This is a genomic window from Streptomyces sp. W16 (assembly GCF_033194735.1).
Classification (GTDB): Bacteria; Actinomycetota; Actinomycetes; order Streptomycetales; family Streptomycetaceae; genus Streptomyces.
Genome location: NZ_JAWOAI010000873.1, coordinates 1 through 2,502 on the forward strand (window position 1 = coordinate 1; position 2,502 = coordinate 2,502).

Consider the following 2,502-nt stretch of genomic DNA (forward strand, 5'->3'; position numbering starts at 1 on the left):
CGTACGTCGGCGCCGAGTGCCCGGACCCCGTCCGCGAGGCTGCCGCCGGCGGGGCAGGCGACCGTGACGTGCAGGTCCGACGCGAGCTGAGCCCGCGTCAGATCCGTGACGACACGGGCGACCCCGGCGTCCACGGGCTGGGCGAGGTGCAGGACCCGTGGCCGAGGGTCGGTTGCTGGCTGGTGCATTGCGCGGTTTCCTCGCTCACGGGTGGCGCTCGGGACTGCGGGCGGGAACGCGCCTCACTGCTGGGCGTCGACGGCGACGAAGAGCGCCCCGAACCACGCCGCGTCCCGCTGGGAAACGAGCCGGAAGGCCAGCTGGTCACCGCCCGGCCGCAGCGCCTTGTCGAGATCGAACACATCGGAGTCGTAGCCGAGCGTGTTCGCATACGCGGGCGCACGCTCCGAAGGCGCCGCCCCCGGGTCGCTGATCGTGGAATTCAGTACGTCGTCACGGGGATTGGCGCCGTCACCGAGCGCGGTGGCGTTCGTACGACCGGTCGAGAGCGTGAGCGAATCCCCGGTCCGGCCGCGATCCCCGTTGTACGCCACCACGCCCGCGCGTCCCCCGGCGTGCGCGGGCGTATGCAGCCCGCGCAACCGGATCTCCGCGCCGGTACGGGAGTTCAGCGCGTCGAACCCGTCCCACAACTCCAGCCGGCGCAGCGGCTCCTCCGGCTTCTCGTACGCCACGACGAGCGTCCAGCCGCCCCATGCCCCGGCCGCCGACTTACCCATCGCCGTGTTGACCTGGGCCACGGTGTAGAGGCCCGAACCACTCTCCCGGACCAGCCCGGTGACGTCCGCCGAGGCCTGGAACGCGTCCGCGCCGCCCGCCACCCGGTGCCCGACGACCGTGTCCGCGAGCACCGCCTTGTACTCGCCGCCGGGCTCCGCGATCAGCACCCGGCCGTTGTCCTTGGGCGGCTTCTGCTCGCCCACCCGGAGGTTGCCGCCCCAGTACAGGCGTGCGTACGTGGCCCGGGCGCCCGCGGGCAACCGGACCTCCGCGCGGGAGGAGTTGTAGGTGTTCGGATCGCGGTCGACATCGACGTAGAACATGTCGAAGTCGCCGTTGGCCGCGGCCTGTCCCTCGCGTACGGCCGGGCAGGCGGCCGAGTCCGTACGGCAGCTGATGGAGGTGTTGGCCGCGCGGACCATGCCGCCGTGCTGGAGCGCGTGATAGCGCTGGGCGAGGGGGACGCGCTCCGCCTCGGCGGCGGAGGGGGCGGACGCTCCGGAGGCGGCCGGGGCCCAGATCGTGGCGAGGGCGAGGGCGCCCACCGACGCCCGGCGCAGCAGCGGACCCTGGGAATTGCGCATGACCGGCGGTGCCCTTTCGGGAAGTACGGCCCCTATATGCGATTTGCTGGCTATAGGGGTACTTCGGGAGGTGCGCAACTCTAGTAGCTATCCGGATTAATACGGCGAAACGTGACAAGTGTGTCGGAATGGTGAAGTTCGGCCCTGTGGCACATCACCCCATTGGCGGCACAACCCCGGTGGGCGCCGCGCGTTGACACAGCGCCGGGCATCCCCGCCCGGATGTTTGTTTCAACCCCAAGGAGCACCTCTCCATGTCGCGTATCGCGAAGGGCCTGGTCCTGACCTCCGTTGCCGCCGCCGCCATGGCCGGCACCGCCGGCATCGCCGCCGCCGACAGCGACGCGCACGGCGCCGCCGCCCACCCCCCGGGCGTGCTGTCGGGCAACGTCGTCCAGGTTCCGGTTCACATCCCGGTCAACGTCTGCGGCAACACCGTCAACGTCATCGGTCTGCTGAACCCCGCCTTCGGCAACACCTGCGTCAACGACTGACGTCCGCGCGCATCCCTTCGGCCGGCCGTTCTCCCGTGGTCCTTCCACGGGGGGACGGCCGGTTGGCGTTGGGGCGGTGGCGCGGGGCGTTGCCCCGAATGGGCGGTAGCGGCACCGGCCCGGCGGTCCGGTCTTGACATGGCCCTCACCAGGCACGACGTCGTCCGTACGACTGACGGGCGGTCACCCGGCGCGATCGACCGGTTGCAGATGGTGGTGAGCGCTTTCACGGTGGGCTCAAGATCCGAAGCACCACCGAAAGGAACACCCCATGCGTGGTCTGCCCGCACGGCGCATCGCGTCATCCGTACTCTGTGCCACCGTCCTGATCGGAATCGCCGGCCCCGCCGCCGTCGCCGCCGACAACGACTCGGCGCGGAAGCACGTCCACGCCGCGTCGAGCGTGCCGGTCCCTGGAGCCGACGGGCTGCTCGCCCAGGTCAAGGGCCTCGGTGACGTCGGCAGCGTGCTCACCCCGGTCACCGACCTGCTCAACCAGGTGCTCAAGGCCGACAACGGCCAACTCTCCGCCGACCAGGCGCAGAAGCTCGTCGACACCGTCAACGAGGCCGTCGCCAAGATCACCGCGGCGGCTCCGGCCGCTCCGGCGGTTCCCGCGGCCCCGGCGGTTCCTGCGGTTCCGGCCGTTCCGGCGACGCCCGCACTGCCCGCCACCCCTGCCC

The 2,502-nt window shown here is 71.5% G+C and carries 2 protein-coding genes and 2 pseudogenes; 2 read left to right on the forward strand and 2 right to left on the reverse strand.

The window, feature by feature from the left end; all coding sequences use genetic code 11:
• Together R6V09_RS50760 and R6V09_RS50765 are read right to left on the reverse strand one after the other, a co-directional pair.
• Positions 1-188: pseudogene (locus R6V09_RS50760) on the reverse strand (glycosyltransferase family 1 protein); the annotation flags it as partial.
• Between the two features lie 54 nt (positions 189-242).
• Positions 243-1,325, reverse strand: a complete 1,083-nt coding sequence (locus tag R6V09_RS50765; protein ID WP_317888192.1) for a DUF3344 domain-containing protein — start codon at positions 1,323-1,325, stop codon at positions 243-245.
• A gap of 254 nt (positions 1,326-1,579) precedes the next feature.
• Here R6V09_RS50765 and chpG point away from each other — a divergent pair, with 254 nt between their 5' ends.
• Together chpG and R6V09_RS50775 are read left to right on the forward strand one after the other, a co-directional pair.
• Entirely contained in the window at positions 1,580-1,819 is a 240-nt protein-coding gene (gene chpG, locus R6V09_RS50770) for a chaplin ChpG (RefSeq protein WP_317888193.1), read from the forward strand.
• A gap of 271 nt (positions 1,820-2,090) precedes the next feature.
• Positions 2,091-2,502: pseudogene (locus R6V09_RS50775) on the forward strand (hypothetical protein); the annotation flags it as partial.

What these genes read in the sequence shown, in the direction of transcription:
- R6V09_RS50765 (WP_317888192.1), bottom strand. Translation starts at nt 1,325, where the DNA reads ATGCGCAATTCCCAGGGTCCGCTGCTGCGCCGGGCGTCGGTGGGCGCC.
- chpG (WP_317888193.1), top strand. Translation starts at nt 1,580, where the DNA reads ATGTCGCGTATCGCGAAGGGCCTGGTCCTGACCTCCGTTGCCGCCGCC.